Consider the following 15,624-nt stretch of genomic DNA (forward strand, 5'->3'; position numbering starts at 1 on the left):
TTATACATAAAGAAAAAGCATGATTCCAATAGGAAATCATACTTTTCTCTCATTATTGACGCTTTATAAACTTCGCTAAATCTTTAAATTTCACTTTATCTGAGTAATTCATTACACCGTTTACGTAAATGCGGCTTGTAACAGCACTTAATATACCGATTGTCGCTAAAAGAACTAGCAGTGTTATCGTAATTTCTAACATACCCGTCTCACCAGCTACAAAGCGTGAGAATGTGACCATCGGGGTAAAGAATGGAACGTAAGAACTTATAACAACAATCGTACTATTTGGATCACCTAGCGATTTAAGACTTATAAACAATGCTGCCATTATTAAAATCGATACTGGTATCATTACACCTTGTAAATCCTCAGTCTTAGAAACAACCGCACCAGCCGCTGCATACATCATCGCATAGAGGAAATATCCTGTAACAAAATAAATGAGGAACATACCGATAACTTGTGCATCTAACTTTGTAAAATCAATTGGCAATCCAAATAAGGAACCATTTTCTAAATCTACCCATCCTAGTAACCAAGGAACTAGGTAACCACATGCCAATATGACAAGTTGTAATAACGCCGTTGAAACAACCGCTAAAATTTTCGCATACATCATCGTAAGCGGTTTTACTTTCGGAATCATGACTTCCATAACACGAGAAGCTTTTTCAGAAGCAATATTCATCGCAATTGTGCTTCCGAACATGACAATAAACATATACAAAGCAAATGTAAAGAAATAGGCAATTCCGAAAGAAGCAGAACGATCTTTAATCGCTTCTTGTTTCACTGAGATTTCAGTTTGCAATTTTTGTGCAATTTCCGGTGAAACATTATGTGTAGCAATTGTTACTGCCGTATATTGCGCTTTTAAATAACTAGCCATAATTGTAGAAGTTGTTTCACTAGGGAACCCATTAAACATATACGTAACTTCTGGAATTCCATTCTTTTCAGTCACACGGAATAAACCGTCTAACTCGCCTTCTTCTACTTGTTTATGTAGTTTATTAAAATCTTCTTTTGAACCAATTGTTAATTTAGCTGATGGTAGTAACTTATTTAACTCTTCTTTTTGTATTTTATATGTAGAACTCTCTACTACAACTGCAATTTTATCTTTATCCTTATTTTTATCATTACTTGAAGTAAAATGATTAAATGCAAAAATCCCAAATACAATTAAAAACAAAATCGCACTCGTAATTAATGATCTTTTAGATAAAAATGATTCCCTAAAATAAAATGAAAATACGTGAGAAAATTTACGCATCGTTATTTCGCCCTCTCTACAAAGATTTCGTTTAACGTCGGCTCTAACATTTTAAATTGTCGTAAAGTAATACCTTGTTCTTGCAACTGTTGTAAAATCTTTAGAGCTTCTGCATCATCTTGTACTTGTACATAAAGAAGGCCTTGTTGCTTTTCATACGATACATGTATAGCCGCTAATCCCTTCTCATTCTCTTCTGTATCTTCAATCGTTAAATTGCGGAAACCATATTCTTTTTTAATATCGCTTAACTGCCCTTTTACGACCGCTTCACCTTTTTTCAAAATACATACATGTTGGCAAAAAGCCTCTACTTGTTCCATACGATGACTAGATAAAATAATGGTCTTTCCGCTCTGTACTTGTTCTTCAATAATGCTAGCTAACATTCCAGCATTAACTGGGTCTAGTCCGCTAAACGGTTCATCTAAAATGAGAAGTTCAGGATTATGAAGAAGAGCAGCAATTAATTGGATTTTTTGCTGGTTCCCTTTTGAAAGCTCTCCTGCCGTTTTAAATTTATATTCCGGTATTGCCAATCGATCTAACCAGTGATCAATAGCAAGATCTACTTCTTTTTTCGTCATTCCTTCTAATCTACCAAAATATCGCAACTGGTCTATTACTCTACTTTTTGTATATAAACCTCTCTCTTCTGGTAAATATCCAATTGTTACCCCACTAGTCCCAAATGATTTTCCATCCCATGTAATAGATCCTTCATTAGGCGTTAATAATCCGAGAAGCATTTTGATTGTCGTTGTTTTCCCTGCACCATTTCGTCCAAGTAATCCTAGCACTTCACCTTTAGGTAACGAAATTTGCAAGCCGTTAACTGCTTTTGATTCCCCAAATAGTTTCGTTAAGTTTTGAATTTGTAAACTCAAAGTATAAAGCCTCCCCTTTAATATCATTCATACTCTCTTTCAAAGACTATGTTTATATAGGATAAAATATAGCACTACGCTTCATCCTTTTAATATGTAGCACCACCTTAATCCATCATTTGTTCTATTTAGTTAAAATTGTAAATAACATCATGTTATTTGTCAATTATAATTGTCATTTCGACAATAAAACTTGTCAAAATGATTCCCAACATTTTTCTCATCTTTCTAATATAGGACATACTACTATATATACAAAAGACAATATGCAAATGTTCATACAAAAAATATTATTTTTCGATATATAATATTAACTGATTTTCTAACATCGAGGAGGATACATATGAAGATGAAGAGGGGCATTACCACTTTATTATCTGTAGCAGTTCTATCTACATCGCTTGTAGCATGTTCAGGAACACAAGAGAAAACTGTGGCGAAAGAAGAGAAGGCAAAATTAACAGACCAGCAATTAATGGCTGATTTATGGTATCAAACAGCTGGTGAGACGAAAGCACTTTACTACCAAGGATACAATATCGGTCAATTAAAGCTCGATGTAATTCTTGCAAAAGGGACAGAGAAAAAACCTGCTATCGTACTGGATTTAGATGAAACGGTTTTAGATAACAGTCCTCATCAAGCAATGAGTGTAAAGACAGGAAAAGGCTATCCTTACAAATGGGATGACTGGATTAATAAGGCTGAAGCTGAAGCCCTTCCAGGCGCAATTGATTTCTTAAAATATACCGAATCTAAAGGTGTAGATATTTACTACATCTCAAATCGTAAAACGAACCAACTAGATGCAACAATTAAAAATCTTGAGCGTGTAGGTGCTCCTCAAGCAACGAAAGAACATATATTACTACAAGATCCGAAAGAAAAAGGAAAAGAAAAACGCCGTGAACTCGTTTCGCAAACACATGATATCGTCTTATTCTTCGGCGATAACTTATCTGATTTCACTGGTTTTGATGGAAAGTCTGTAAACGATCGCAATCAAGCAGTCGCAGATTCAAAAGCACAATTTGGTGAGAAATTTATTATTTTCCCGAATCCGATGTATGGTGATTGGGAAGGCGCTTTATATGATTATGATTTCAAAAAATCAGATGCAGAAAAAGATAAAATCCGTCGCGACAACTTAAAATCATTTGATGCAAAATAAAGAGGATGGCATTCGCCATCCTCTTTATTGCATATTTCTCGTTAAAGGTAAAATAAACACTTCTACACGTCTATTTTTCGCCTTTCCTTCTTGCGTATCGTTCGGGGCAATTGAACGGTATTCTCCGTAACCAACCGCACTAAATTTCCCTGGCTGTAATTCTTTATTTTGCAGTAATACTTGCATAAAATTAACTGCCCGCTGCGTACTTAATTCCCAATTCGATGCAAATTGCGCATTTGCAATAGGAACATTGTCCGTATGACCAGATACTGTAATTTCACGAGGTGATGCTGAAACAAGTAAATTAGACATTTCTTTTGCAATACTTAGCGATTCTAATTTCACGTCCGCTTTCCCAGAATCAAATAGTACATTTTCTAATATCGTTACCTTTAGTCCTTTTTCTGTTAAATCAGTTTTAAAAGAAGAAGATAATTGATTTTCCTCAATATACTTATCAATACCTTTTTGTACCGCTTTTAATTCGTTCATTTCTTGCTGCTTTACTTCAGCTTCAGCATTCTTTTTAATCTTCTCAGATTCTAGACTGTTTGCCGATAACTCTTTCTCTTCATTCGGCTTTTGATCACTTAAAAATTCTTTATTTCCTGTTCCACCTGCTAATTCGCTTCGAAACGCTACTGCCATCTGTTTGAACTTCGCAGCATCTATACTACTCATCGCAAATAAAACGATGAACAATGCAAATAACAACGTTAACATATCAGAATAAGGGATTAACCAAGTTTCATCGATATGTTCTTCGTGTTTTTTCTTTTTGCCTCTTCTATTTTTTTTACTCCGCATTTTTTTCTGCTCCTTTTTCAAGCTTTTTACGCTCAGTTGCAGAAAGTGCACCTAAAATGCGGTTCTTCATAATAAACGGATATGTACCCTCTTGTAACATTAATAAACAATCAATAATTAAACGTTTTTTCTCTAGTTCATCTGCAGATTTTTGCTTTAATTTATTTGCAAATGGATGCCATAATACATAACCTGAAAAAATACCAAAAATCGTTGCAATAAACGCACCCGAAATAGCGTGACCTAACTTTTCAATATCAGTTAGATTGCCAAGTGCAGCTACTAGACCAATAACAGCACCTAAAACCCCTAATGTCGGTGCATATGTACCAGCTTGAGAAAAAATTGCCGCTCCTTTTGCATGCCTTTCTTCAATTGCTTCTAATTCAGCTTCTAAAATCTGCTCTAAATCTTCTGCGGATACGCCATCAATCACAAATTTCATACCACGTAAAAGAAATTCATCTTGAATTTTATCTAATTGCTGCTCTAAAGACAAAATACCGTATTTTCTACTTTCAGATGTCCAATGAACAAATAATTCTAGCAACTGTTCATAACTTAAATCTTTTTTATTAGAACCAAAAAGAACTTTAAATAATTTTGGAACCCTCTTTAGTTGATTCATCGGAAATGCTATACATACTGCAGCAAATGTACCAACAAAAATAATTAATGCTGCGGCAGGGTTAACTAAGGCCATTACGTCAGCGCCCTTGACGACCATCCCTACCACTACCGCCACTACTCCTAAAATGAGTCCAATAAGTGTTGCAAAATCCATTCCCATTCACTCCTAGTCTATACAAGAAGTTCTTCATTCTCGATAATCGCTACATCTTCTTATGTATATATATTACATAAAAAATGAATTTCATGAAAGATAAGAAATGAATTATATGAAAAAATACTACAATTTCACACATTTTCTGACATTTTCTTTGCATTTCTATTACGTTATGACTCTTATATTTCTTTTTCAGTAAACTAGACTTATAATAAAAAACGATACATATTTCATTAAGAAAGGACCGTGATTACAAGGTATCATGAAAAAGATAATCATTATTTCTGCCACTACTATTGTAATCGGTATCACTTCTTTCGCTTACTTTAGTTCTAAATCACCACTGCAAAATGAGGCGAAAGCTGTCGAAAGTCAACAGCATAGTAATCACCAAAAAGAAGAGATTCCTGCTTTTCCAAAAGCTGATCATAATGCAAAGAAGCTAGACAATGATTTTTCCGTTGTAACAAATCCAGAGTCTAATCTTGTCTTAGTTAATAAACATCGAAAACTACCAGACGGATACACACCTGAAGACTTAACAAGACCGAACGTACCATTTACTAGTCCAAAAGATAAAGAAAAAACGCTACTGCGCAAAGATGCTGCAGATGCGCTTGAAAATATGTTTGAAGCGGCAAAGAAAGAAGGACTTGAACTTACAGCTGTATCTGGTTATCGTTCCTACAAACGCCAAAAATCATTACATGACACATACGTTAGACGTCAAGGAAAAGCTGAAGCTGATTCAGTAAGTGCCATTCCTGGTACGAGTGAACATCAAACTGGTTTAGCAATGGATATTAGTTCAAAATCTGCTAAATTCCAATTAGAGCCTATTTTTGGAGAGACAGCCGAAGGAAAATGGGTTGCAAAACATGCCCATGAATTTGGCTTTGTCATTCGTTATTTAGAAGATAAAACAGAAACAACAGAATATGCATACGAACCGTGGCATTTGCGCTACGTTGGCAATCCATACGCTACATACATATATAAACATCATTTAACATTAGAAGAAGCGATGGAAGACAAAAAATAAGAGAGCAAATTGCTCTCTTATTTTTCTTTCACTCTATCATTGTAGTAATTTTTTCTTCCACTCTTCAGGCCATGGTTCGCCTCTTCCCGTTTTTTTCGATGCTTGAACCATCATTCCACGACCAACTAAACAAACTTCTCCTGCTGCATTCTTCACCATATAATGCAAATCTAAAGAAGAATTCCCAACCGATCCCGCTTTTACATATACTTTCAACTGTTCATCAAAATATATTTGCTTAATAAAATTACATTGTAAATCTGCTACAACGATCATCGTTTCTGAAGATTCATGCGTCCATTCTTGCATAAATCCAAGTTCTTTAAACAGTGCAATACGTGCTTCTTCAAAATAAGTAAAGGCAACGACATTATTTACATGTCCAAACATATCTACTTCACCAAAACGAACTTTTACAGGACTATAAAATGAAAAACCACTTTCCCATTGCTCAAAGTCTTCAATATAAGAAATTCTCTTCATTGTTCCCTCTCCTTTTCGCCTTAAAATAAACAGAATAAACAGAAAAATAAAGTTATAAATATTGCCTCTTCAACATGAAGAGGCAATATTTATTAATAGTTATTGTCGCTACCAAAGAAATCTTTGAACGATTGAATTGTTGTATCACGGTTTAATGCCGCAATTGAAGTTGTTAATGGAATACCCTTTGGACATGATTGCACACAGTTTTGAGAGTTACCACAGTTTGCAAGTCCGCCATCTCCCATAATTGCACGTAAGCGATCTGCTTTATGCATTTCACCTGTTGGATGTGAGTTGAATAAACGAGCTTGTGATAACGGTGCTGGTCCAATAAAGTCAGATTTACTATTTACGTTTGGACATGACTCTAAGCAAACACCACATGTCATACATTTTGAAAGCTCATAAGCCCATTGACGTTTCTTCTCAGGCATTCTTGGTCCTGGTCCTAAGTCATATGTACCATCAATTGGAATCCAAGCTTTAACGCGTTTTAGAGCGTTAAACATGCGACTACGGTCAACTTGTAAGTCACGTACAACTGGGAATGTCTTCATCGGCTTTAAGCGAATTGGTTGTTCTAACTGATCAATAAGAGCTGTACATGATTGACGTGGTTTTCCGTTAATCACCATCGAACATGCGCCACATACTTCCTCTAAACAGTTCATATCCCATGCAATCGGAGTCGTCTGGTTTCCTTTTGAATCAACAGGATTACGACGAATTTCCATCAGTGCCGAAATAATGTTCATATTTGGACGATATGGAATTTCAAACTCTTGGTCAAACTCTTGTGCATCTGGTCCATCTTGTCTCGTAATGATGAGGCGGATTGTTTTCTCAGACATGTTGCTTATCCCCCTTCTCTTCACCCTTAGCAGCTACATCATGTTTTGAAGAATAGTCACGTTTACGTGGTTTAATTAAGGAAACATCCACTTCTTCGTAATGGAATGCTGGTGCTTTTCCTTCTCCCTCAAATTTCGCCATCGTAGTTTTTAAGAAGTTTGCATCATCACGATTTGGGAATTCAGGTTTGTAATGTGCTCCGCGGCTCTCATTACGGTTATATGCGCCAATTGTAATAACACGTGCTAACTCAAACATATTCGCAAGTTGGCGTGTAAATGAAGCACCTTGGTTACTCCATCTTGCTGTATCGTTAATGTTAATACGTTTGTAACGAGCCATTAGCTCTTCAATTTTCGCATCTGTTTCTAGTAACTTTTTATTTTCACGAACTACTGTAACGTTATCTGTCATCCATTCTCCAAGCTCTTTATGAAGAACATACGCATTCTCGTTACCATCAAGCGTTAAAATATTGTTAAATTTCTCTGTTTCGATTAATTCATTTTGCTCATATACAGTAGATGAAACAGCATCAGATGATTTAGAAAGACCTTTCATATACTCAATCGCGTTCGGTCCTGCTACCATACCACCGTAAATTGCTGATAATAGTGAGTTCGCACCAAGGCGGTTACCACCGTGCATAGAATAATCACACTCACCTGCTGCAAATAAACCTGGAATACTTGTCATCTGCTTATAATCAACCCATAGTCCGCCCATTGAATAGTGAACTGCTGGGAAGATTTTCATTGGTAGTTTACGAGGATCATCACCTGTAAACTTCTCATAGATTTCAATAATTCCACCAAGTTTAATATCTAGTTCTTTCGGATCTTTATGAGAAAGATCTAAGTACACCATGTTTTCACCGTTAATACCTAGTTTTTGCTCTACGCAAACGTCAAAGATTTCACGCGTTGCAATATCACGAGGTACAAGGTTTCCGTAAGCCGGATATTTTTCTTCTAGGAAGTACCATGGTTTACCATCTTTATATGTCCAAACACGGCCACCTTCACCACGTGCAGATTCACTCATAAGACGTAATTTATCGTCTCCAGGAATTGCCGTTGGATGAATTTGAATGAACTCGCCGTTTGCATAATATGCGCCTTGTTGATATACAGCAGAAGCTGCTGTACCTGTATTAATAATAGAGTTAGTTGATTTTCCAAAGATGATACCAGGGCCCCCTGTTGCCATAATCACGGCATCAGCTTGGAAACTTTTAATCTCCATTGTTTGTAAGTCTTGTGCAACGATTCCTCGGCACACACCTTCGTCATCCACAACAGCTCGTAAGAAATCCCAACCTTCGTATTTCGTTACAAGTCCTGCTACTTCATGACGACGTACTTGCTCATCTAATGCGTATAGTAATTGCTGTCCAGTTGTTGCACCAGCAAATGCTGTACGGTGATGTTGTGTTCCACCAAAACGACGGAAATCAAGAAGTCCTTCTTCCGTACGGTTGAACATAACACCCATACGGTCCATTAAATGGATGATACCAGGTGCTGCTTCACACATTGCTTTAACTGGTGGTTGGTTCGCTAAGAAGTCCCCACCATAAATTGTATCGTCAAAGTGGATCCATGGAGAATCCCCTTCACCTTTCGTATTTACGGCACCGTTAATTCCACCTTGGGCACATACAGAATGCGAACGTTTTACTGGTACTAAAGAAAACAGTTCAACATTTACTCCTGCTTCCGCCGCTTTAATCGTTGCCATTAAGCCAGCCAAGCCACCGCCGACTACTATAAGTTTCCCTTTCATGCTCTCCCACTCCTTACTGGTTTGCTAGCTGTGGATCGATGAACGCTAATAATGCACTCACACCTACATAAGATAGACCTAAGAAAATAGCTAATGTTACATAAGTAGAGATTCTTTGTGAACGTGGAGATACTGTAATTCCCCAGCTGATGCAGAATGTCCATAGTCCATTTGCAAAGTGGAAAATTGTTGAAACAACACCGACTAAGTAAAATGCAAACATAGCTGGATTGTTTAAAATATCTGCCATCATATCATAGTTTACCTCTTTACCTAACATTGCTTGAATACGAGTTTCCCAGACGTGCCAAGAAATGAAAATCAGTGTAACGATACCTGAAATTCTTTGGAAGACGAACATCCAGTTACGGAAATAACCGTAAGAAACCGCATTGTTCTTAGCTGTAAATGCAATATATAAGCCATATATAGCATGGTACAGTATCGGTAAAAAGATGATGAAAATCTCTAGCGCGTACCGGAATGGAAGGAGCTCCATAAAGCCTGCAGCTTTGTTAAAAGCCTCTGCTCCTCGTGTTGCAAAGTTGTTTACAATTAAATGTTGCGTCAAAAAGACACCAACCGGGATGACCCCCATTAATGAGTGCCACTTACGAAACGTATACTCGCGGCCTTTCATGTCCCCATTACCCCCCTTGAATGTTTGACTGCTGTTTTCAGATTAGTTTACAACAATAATGTTTTTTCACTATTGGCATAAGAAAAACTGAAAAAATTATTCGAAATATTTCAGCATAATTTGATACCAAATTCATTTTACTCCTATTTTTGTCGAAGCGTCAAGAAAACGTATACATAATTTGCATATAATTTGCCAATTCTTTTTTTCTTCTTATATATTCAGATTTTCCCAAAGAAAAATCTGTTTTTATAAATGAGAAATGTTATATAATAATCCCTATAGAAAGAGGGGAATATTGTGAGTAAAAATACAATCGATACAACATCTTTAGAAGATGTTTCATTGAACGCCTTCGCTTATGAATTGCTACGTGAAGAATTACTACCTGATTTAATCGGTAACGATTTAGATGGTATTTTATACTGGTCCGGTAGAAACCTTGCAAGAAAATATCCACTAGAAACAACTGAAGAAGTCATTCAGTTCTTCGAAAAAGCTGGCTGGGGCACTTTAAGCATTATTGAACATAAGCGTCGTGAAATGCAGTTCCAACTTAAAGGCACACTCATCGCTGAACGCCAAAAACAAAACAGACATTCTTCTTATCAATTAGAAGCTGGATTCATCGCTGAACAAATTCAAAAACAACGAAACGTCGTTGCAGAGTCCTATGAAGAAAAGAAAAAACGTTCAGACTCTATTACATTTCTTGTGAAATGGGATATAAAAGATCTCATTGAAGTGTAGCATTACCTACAGTCAACTAGACATATAAGTTTAGTTGACTTTTTTGTATTTTCATTCAGTTAGATTTATTTTAAATCTTCAGAAATTATACCAGAAAATAGAAGACGTTGTAAACTACAACGTCTTCTTATCCGCTAAATAAGTATAAATCGTTTCTGCGACATTTTTCGGCATACCTGCTTCGACAAATTCAGCTACAGAAGCTTCCTTCATCTTCTTTAATGAACCAAAATGTTTTAACAATACCTTTTTCCGTTTATCACCGATTCCTGGAATATCATCCAGTGCTGATTGAATGACAGATTTCCCATGTAATTGACGATGGAATGTAATCGCAAATCGATGCACTTCATCTTGAATGCGCTGCAACAAATAAAATTCTTGGCTATTTCGCTCAAGCATCACGGGTTCAGGTGGGTCCCCAATAATTAAATGGGAGGTTTTATGTTTGTCATCTTTTACAAGGCCTGCCATCGGAATATATAAACCGAGTTCATTTTCTAAAACATCACTTACAGCTGCCAGATGACCTTTTCCACCATCAATAATGATTAAATCTGGTAAAGGCAAACTCTCTTTCAGTGCCCTTGTATAACGGCGTCTCACAACTTCTCTCATAGACTCATAATCATCCGGTCCTTGAACCGTTTTAATTTTATATTTCCTGTATTCTTTCTTAGCTGGTTTCCCATCAATAAAAGCAATCATTGCAGAAACAGGATTTGTCCCTTGAATATTTGAGTTATCAAACGCCTCAATACGATAAGGTGTTTCAATCCCAAGCTGTTTCCCTAAATGATCTACCGCTTTAATCGTTCGCTCTTCATCACGTTCAATTAAATAGAATTTCTCTTCAAGAGCAATCTTCGCATTTTTATTTGCTAATTCTACAAGATCTTTTTTCTTACCACGTTTCGGCTGTGTCGCTTCCACTTCTAAAAAGCGCTCTACTAGCTCTGAGTCTATACTCCCTGGAACAACAACTTCCTTCGGCTTAAAATGACTGCTGTTCTCATAAAATTGACCGATAAACGTTAAAAACCCCTCTTCTGGTTCGTCGTAAATTGGAAACATAGAAACGTCACGTTCAATTAGCTTTCCTTTTCGAACGAAGAAAACTTGAACACACATCCATCCTTTATCAACTACATACCCAAACACATCACGATCCACTAAGTCACTCATAATCATCTTTTGTTTTTCCATAATCGCATCAATATGCGCGATTTGATCGCGTAATTCTTTTGCGCGTTCAAATTCTAGTTTCTCTGAAGCTTCATACATCTTTGTTTCTAATTCTGAACGAACTTCTTTATGTCCACCATTTAAAAACTTAATAATTTCATCTACAATTTCTTTGTTTTGTTCTTCCGTCACTTCTTTCACACAAGGTGCTAAACATTGACCCATATGATAATATAAACAAACTTTATCAGGCATATTTGAGCACTTACGAAGCGGATACATACGGTCTAGCAATTTTTTCGTTTCATGAGCTGATTGTGCATTCGGATAAGGACCAAAATACTTTCCTTTATCCTTTTTTACGTTTCGTGTAATGAGTAATCGCGGCTGTTTCTCAGCTGTAATTTTAATAAAAGGATATGTTTTATCGTCTTTTAATTGAATATTATATTTTGGATCATGTTTTTTTATTAAATTTAACTCTAAAATGAGAGCCTCTAGATTTGAGGAGGTTACAATATATTCAAAATCTACAATTTCTCCTACAAGCCGAAGTGTTTTTCCATCATGTGAACCAGTAAAGTACGAGCGCACACGATTTTTAAGCACTTTTGCCTTTCCGACATATATAACCGTTCCTTGCTTATCTTTCATTAAATAACAACCAGGTTGATCTGGTAAAATAGCCAGCTTCTCTTTTAAATGTTCGTGCACTCGTCACCCTCCATTTCTACATGCTTAGCATTTTTATTTTCACATGAAAACATACTATGCCAAAACACCCAACATACGTTCTTCCATTGTAACGGAAAGGTGTAAAAAAGGAAAATAAAAAAAGCTGCCAAATGGCAGCTCCTTTATTTTAGAAGTGTTTAGAAACTAATTCTACTAACGCTTCTTTCGGTTTGTAACCTAACGCTTGATCAACTACTTTACCGTCTTTTAATACGAAAAGAGCTGGAATGCTCATTACTTCGAATTGACGAGCAGTTTCTTGGTTTTCATCCACGTCTACTTTTACTACTTTTACTTTTTCGCCTAGTTCTGCATCAATTTCCTCTAATACAGGAGCGATCATTTTACAAGGTCCACACCATGGTGCCCAGAAATCTAATAATACAACACCTTCGCTAGTTTCAGATGCGAAGCTTTGGTCATTTGCGTTTACAATTGCCATTTTATTTCCTCCTTCAAGTATATTCTACCAAGAGTATATCATTAACTTATATACGTGGCGAATAATATGTATCGTTATGTATTGTAACAAAAAAGTGTTCCTTTATACTATATAAAAATATGGATTACATACTAAAAAGATGAGAGACAGGGGATCTCTCACCTTTTTCTATATATAGGGGTACTTCACTTGGAACTCAAGGGTACTCAAATCATGAATGTACTTTTAACTTTTTAAACTCTTCTGTTAAAAGAGGTAACACTTCAAATAAATCGCCAACAATACCATAGTCAGCTACTTTGAAGATGCTTGCTTCTGGATCTTTATTAATCGCAACGATTATTTTCGAGTTAGACATACCAGCTAAATGCTGAATCGCGCCCGAAATACCGCATGCAATGTATAAGTCTGGCGTAACAACTTTACCAGTTTGACCAATTTGTAATGAGTAATCGCAATACTCAGCGTCACAGGCACCACGAGATGCTCCAACTGCACCGCCTAATACGTCAGCTAACTCTTTTAATGGCTTGAATCCTTCTTCACTCTTCACACCGCGTCCGCCAGCGATAATAACTTTCGCTTCAGAAAGATCAACACCTTCTGCAGTTTTACGGACGACATCTTGAATGATTGTACGTAGGTCTTTTACATCTACCGTAATAGAAGATACATCACCACTGCGAGACTCATCTTTTTCAAGCGTTGCAATGTTATTTGGACGCACTGTCGCAAATAAGATACCATCTGTTACAATCTTCTTCTCAAACGCTTTACCAGAGTAGATTGGACGAGTGAAGATAACATTTCCACCTTCAACCTCTAAAGCAGTTACGTCAGAAACTAGACCAGCTTCAAGCTTCGCTGCTAATTTTGGTGATAAATCTTTACCAAGTGCTGTATGTCCAAATACAATACCCTCTGGCTTTTCTTCAGCATATACAGCTAAAAACGCTTGTGCATACCCATCAGATGTATATGATTTTAATTTATCATTTTCAACTGTCACAACGCGATCTGCACCGTAATGAATCAATTCATTTGCAAAAGAGGCAACGCTGTCTCCAACTAGAAGACCTACTACTTCACCGCCTTCTGCAATTGTTTTTGCTGCTGCTACCGCTTCAAACGAAACGTTACGTAGCGATCCATCACGAACTTCACCCATTACCAATACTTTACGAGCCATAGATTTTCCCTCCTGCATATATAATTTCGTATTTTATTAGATTACTTTCGCTTCTGTATGGAGCAACGATACAAGTTCTTTTACTTGATCTTGCAGCTCGCCTTGTAACACTTTTCCTGCATCTTTCTTAGGAGGCAAATAGATTTCAATTGTTTTTGTCTTTGCTTCCACATCATCTTCTTCTAAATCTAAATCATCTAATTCTACTTCTTCTAGTGGCTTTTTCTTCGCTTTCATAATACCTGGAAGCGATGGATAACGCGGTTCATTTAAACCTTGTTGTGCTGTTACTAAAACTGGTAATGAAGTTTCAATCACTTCCGTATCACCTTCAACATCACGCTCAATCTTCACATTTGTACCGTCAATTTCAAGTTTTGTAATTGTCGTTACGTATGGAATATTTAACGCTTCAGCTACACGTGGACCAACTTGTCCAGATGCACCATCAATTGCAACGTTCCCACCTAAAATTAAATCTGCATCTTTATCTTTTAAATATTCAGCAAGTACTTTTGCTGTCGTGAACTGGTCACCATTTTCAACATCATCTTCAATATTAATTAATACCGCTTTATCGCAGCCCATCGCTAATGCCGTACGAAGTTCTTTCTCACTTTCTTCGCCACCGACTGTTACAACAGTAACTTCGCCACCTTGTGCGTCTCTTACTTGAATTGCTTCTTCAATCGCATATTCGTCGTAAGGGTTGATGATGAATTCCGCTTCGCCATCGTAAATTGCACCGTTTTTAATTACGATTTTTTCTTCTGTATCAAATGTTCGTTTCATGAGTACGTAGATGTTCATTCCATTTACCCCCTTGTTTTTCAGAAAGATTCTATCAATTCTAATTTTCCGTTAATTTATATTAAAAAAATAATTGAACTACCTGCCACTAAATGAAGGTTTACGCTTTTCTAAAAACGCTGCTACACCTTCTCTTCCATCTTCACCCGTAAATACTTCACCAAAGATTTGAGCTTCGCGTTGTACACCTTCATAATAATGAGACGATTTCGTCGTTTGCAATAACTCTAGTACAGCACGAGTCGTCGCTGGGCTTTTTCCAGCAATCTGTTTTGCAACTTTAAGCGTATCATCTAAAAATGTTTCTTCAGCAAAAACTCCATTAACCAGTCCCCATTTTAATGCTTCTGCACCAGTAATCGGTGTACTTGTTAACATCATTTCACAAGCTTTCGCTTTCCCAACATAACGCGGTAATCGCTGTGTACCTGCAAATCCAGGAATTAAGCCAAGTGTTAATTCAGGTAAACCCAGTTTTGCACTTTCAGTTGCAAAGCGCATGTGGCAAGACATAGCAAACTCAAGGCCGCCGCCAAGTGCCGCTCCATGAATTGCCGCGATAACTGGTTTTGAACATTTTTCAACACGCTCAAACGTAACTTGTCCAAGCTGTGCTAATTTAGTCGCTTGCTTCGCTTCAGTAACAGATGTAAATTCTTTAATATCTGCTCCCGCTGAGAAGAAGCGCCCTTCACCGTGAATTACAACAACACGAATGTTATCATCTTTCTCCACTTGATCAATTAATTCAGTAACGTCATGCATAACTTGTGA

The 15,624-nt window shown here is 36.7% G+C and carries 16 protein-coding genes; 3 read left to right on the forward strand and 13 right to left on the reverse strand.

What is annotated here, in order from left to right:
* Nucleotides 1-52: 52 nt before the first annotated feature.
* Both MR113_RS20320 and MR113_RS20325 read right to left on the reverse strand, forming a co-directional pair.
* Complete coding sequence (locus tag MR113_RS20320; RefSeq protein ID WP_242256463.1) at nucleotides 53-1,279, reverse strand: ABC transporter permease; 1,227 nt, start codon at nucleotides 1,277-1,279, stop codon at nucleotides 53-55.
* Nucleotides 1,280-1,281: 2 nt separating this feature from the next.
* Entirely contained in the window at nucleotides 1,282-2,166 is an 885-nt protein-coding gene (locus tag MR113_RS20325; protein ID WP_242256465.1) for an ABC transporter ATP-binding protein, read from the reverse strand.
* A 343-nt stretch (nucleotides 2,167-2,509) separates the two neighbouring features.
* Here MR113_RS20325 and MR113_RS20330 point away from each other — a divergent pair, with 343 nt between their 5' ends.
* Nucleotides 2,510-3,337: a 5'-nucleotidase, lipoprotein e(P4) family gene (locus MR113_RS20330; RefSeq protein WP_242256467.1), complete on the forward strand. Its 828-nt coding sequence runs from the start codon at nucleotides 2,510-2,512 to the stop codon at nucleotides 3,335-3,337.
* Nucleotides 3,338-3,361: 24 nt separating this feature from the next.
* On the opposite strand, the gene motB is transcribed toward MR113_RS20330, so the two are convergent.
* Both motB and motA read right to left on the reverse strand, forming a co-directional pair.
* A complete protein-coding gene (gene motB, locus MR113_RS20335) occupies nucleotides 3,362-4,147 on the reverse strand; it encodes a flagellar motor protein MotB (protein ID WP_242256469.1) in 786 nt (261 codons plus the stop codon).
* Nucleotides 4,137-4,931 carry a flagellar motor stator protein MotA gene (gene motA, locus MR113_RS20340; RefSeq protein ID WP_242256470.1) on the reverse strand — a complete coding sequence of 265 codons (795 nt, stop codon included), beginning with the start codon at nucleotides 4,929-4,931 and terminating at the stop codon, nucleotides 4,137-4,139. The genes motB and motA overlap by 11 nt, the downstream gene beginning before the upstream one ends.
* A 265-nt stretch (nucleotides 4,932-5,196) precedes the next feature.
* Here motA and MR113_RS20345 point away from each other — a divergent pair, with 265 nt between their 5' ends.
* On the forward strand, nucleotides 5,197-5,976 hold the full coding sequence (locus tag MR113_RS20345) for a M15 family metallopeptidase (RefSeq protein ID WP_242256472.1): 780 nt from the start codon (nucleotides 5,197-5,199) through the stop codon (nucleotides 5,974-5,976).
* 36 nt (nucleotides 5,977-6,012) lie between these two features.
* Here the strand turns inward: MR113_RS20345 and MR113_RS20350 are convergent, their stop codons facing one another.
* From MR113_RS20350 to sdhC, 4 genes are all read right to left on the reverse strand, one after another.
* The gene (locus tag MR113_RS20350) at nucleotides 6,013-6,459 is read right to left on the reverse strand and encodes an acyl-CoA thioesterase (protein ID WP_242256474.1); all 447 of its coding nucleotides are present in this window, start codon (nucleotides 6,457-6,459) and stop codon (nucleotides 6,013-6,015) included.
* A gap of 92 nt (nucleotides 6,460-6,551) precedes the next feature.
* A complete protein-coding gene (sdhB, locus tag MR113_RS20355) occupies nucleotides 6,552-7,313 on the reverse strand; it encodes a succinate dehydrogenase iron-sulfur subunit (protein WP_001291830.1) in 762 nt (253 codons plus the stop codon).
* Nucleotides 7,306-9,099 (reverse strand): succinate dehydrogenase flavoprotein subunit, encoded by a 1,794-nt coding sequence (gene sdhA / locus MR113_RS20360; RefSeq protein WP_061677094.1) that lies wholly within the window; start codon nucleotides 9,097-9,099, stop codon nucleotides 7,306-7,308. Before sdhA ends, sdhB begins: the two co-directional genes overlap by 8 nt.
* A 13-nt stretch (nucleotides 9,100-9,112) precedes the next feature.
* The gene (sdhC, locus tag MR113_RS20365) at nucleotides 9,113-9,739 is read right to left on the reverse strand and encodes a succinate dehydrogenase cytochrome B558 (RefSeq protein ID WP_000678354.1); all 627 of its coding nucleotides are present in this window, start codon (nucleotides 9,737-9,739) and stop codon (nucleotides 9,113-9,115) included.
* A 300-nt stretch (nucleotides 9,740-10,039) separates the two neighbouring features.
* On the opposite strand from sdhC, the gene MR113_RS20370 reads away from it, so the two are divergent.
* The gene (locus MR113_RS20370; RefSeq protein ID WP_000042227.1) at nucleotides 10,040-10,489 is read left to right on the forward strand and encodes a YslB family protein; all 450 of its coding nucleotides are present in this window, start codon (nucleotides 10,040-10,042) and stop codon (nucleotides 10,487-10,489) included.
* Between the two features lie 114 nt (nucleotides 10,490-10,603).
* On the opposite strand, the gene uvrC is transcribed toward MR113_RS20370, so the two are convergent.
* The 5 genes from uvrC to MR113_RS20395 form a co-directional block, all read right to left on the reverse strand.
* Complete coding sequence (gene uvrC, locus MR113_RS20375; protein WP_242256476.1) at nucleotides 10,604-12,388, reverse strand: excinuclease ABC subunit C; 1,785 nt, start codon at nucleotides 12,386-12,388, stop codon at nucleotides 10,604-10,606.
* 148 nt (nucleotides 12,389-12,536) lie between these two features.
* Complete coding sequence (gene trxA, locus MR113_RS20380) at nucleotides 12,537-12,851, reverse strand: thioredoxin (RefSeq protein ID WP_001018946.1); 315 nt, start codon at nucleotides 12,849-12,851, stop codon at nucleotides 12,537-12,539.
* A gap of 211 nt (nucleotides 12,852-13,062) precedes the next feature.
* The gene (gene etfA, locus MR113_RS20385; RefSeq protein WP_061677092.1) at nucleotides 13,063-14,040 is read right to left on the reverse strand and encodes an electron transfer flavoprotein subunit alpha; all 978 of its coding nucleotides are present in this window, start codon (nucleotides 14,038-14,040) and stop codon (nucleotides 13,063-13,065) included.
* A gap of 36 nt (nucleotides 14,041-14,076) precedes the next feature.
* The gene (gene etfB / locus MR113_RS20390; protein WP_063261310.1) at nucleotides 14,077-14,850 is read right to left on the reverse strand and encodes an electron transfer flavoprotein subunit beta; all 774 of its coding nucleotides are present in this window, start codon (nucleotides 14,848-14,850) and stop codon (nucleotides 14,077-14,079) included.
* Between the two features lie 78 nt (nucleotides 14,851-14,928).
* The coding region (locus tag MR113_RS20395) for an enoyl-CoA hydratase (protein WP_242256478.1) at nucleotides 14,929-15,624 on the reverse strand (696 nt) is incomplete at its 5' end.

The organism is Bacillus cereus group sp. BfR-BA-01379 (assembly GCF_022663605.1).
GTDB lineage: Bacteria > Bacillota > Bacilli > Bacillales > Bacillaceae_G > Bacillus_A > Bacillus_A mobilis.